The following is a 1293-nucleotide window of genomic DNA, read 5'->3' on the forward strand; positions in this document are numbered from 1 at the left end:
TGATTTAATTGATCCGGGCGATGTTATTGTGCTTGTTATTCCAATTGATCAATCGGCTCCTAAAGGAAGATTGATTTTACCTCAACAACTTGTATTAAGAGATATTTTAGATCATCATGCGATTGGTATGACTTGTCAGGTAGAAGAATTGGATGCAACCTTAAAGAAGGTTACTCCAAAACTGGTTATTACAGATTCCCAGGCTTTTAACAAGGTAAGTCAAATCGTAGATAAATCTATTCATTTAACTTCTTTCTCTATTCTTATGGCACGCTTAAAAGGAAGCTTATCTACAGTGCTTGAAGGGGCCAATCAATTGGATCATCTTCAAGATGGGGATTGTGTATTGATTAGTGAAGGGTGTACGCACCATAGACAGTGTGGTGATATTGGTACGGACAAGCTTCCAAAATGGATCTTGAATTATACAAAGAAGAATATAACTTTTGAATTTACTTCTGGACAAGGATTTAAAGAAGATCTTTCGAAATATAGTGTTGTGATTCATTGTGGTGCATGTATGTTGAATGAAAAAGAAGTGCAGTCTCGCGTAAAGGAATGTAAGAAACAGCATGTGCCATTCACAAATTATGGTATTGCGATTGCGAAAATGAATGGGATATTAGATCGTTCAGTAGAGGTGTTTTAAGATGAAGAAAATATATATATCAGCCGATATTGAAGGTATTTGGGGAAACAGTAATCCGGCAAATACAGCTAAGAATGGATACTTATATTCTGAATATTGTACAAATATGATGAATGAAGTAAATCTTGTGATTGATTTATTGTTTCAAAATGGTGTAGAAGAAGTTGTGGTCAATGATAGTCATGGAAATATGGATAATCTTCTTCCTTCAAAATTAGATCCTAGAGCTGCTTTTGTGTCCGCAAATGGAGCTTATAAGGAATTTGGGATGATGGAAGGTTTAGATGATTCTTTTGATGGAGCATTATTTATTGGATATCATTCTCGATGTAACTCACCAGGCGTTATGGCTCATACGATTTGGGGTACTATGGTACGAAAAATTGTAGTAGATGGGAAAGAACTTGGTGAAAGTGGCATAAATCGATTGTTGGCAAACGAATTTGGAGTGCCAGTTATCTTAGCAAGTGGTGATAGTGAATATGGTAAGCAGGTAGAAGAAGAACTTGGTTGTGTATTTGTGGAAACAAAGAAAACATTAAACAATCAGTGTGCTTTGTGTTGTAGCTTTAATGAGTTGAAGAATAGATATACATATGGTATTCAAGAAGCTTTAAAAGTAGATGAAAAACCAGCTGTATCTT

General features: G+C 35.2%; 2 protein-coding genes. Both read left to right on the forward strand.

Annotation, left to right across the window (positions count from 1 at the left end; genetic code table 11):
* On the forward strand, nt 1–649 hold a 649-nt coding region (hydF, locus tag ACZQCL_RS08680; protein ID WP_482482831.1), incomplete at its 5' end, for a [FeFe] hydrogenase H-cluster maturation GTPase HydF.
* A gap of 1 nt (nt 650) precedes the next feature.
* Nucleotides 651–1293 (forward strand): M55 family metallopeptidase (locus ACZQCL_RS08685; protein WP_482482833.1); only part of this gene is annotated, 643 nt, incomplete at its 3' end.

The sequence above is a fragment of the Holdemanella sp. genome, assembly GCF_056804935.1.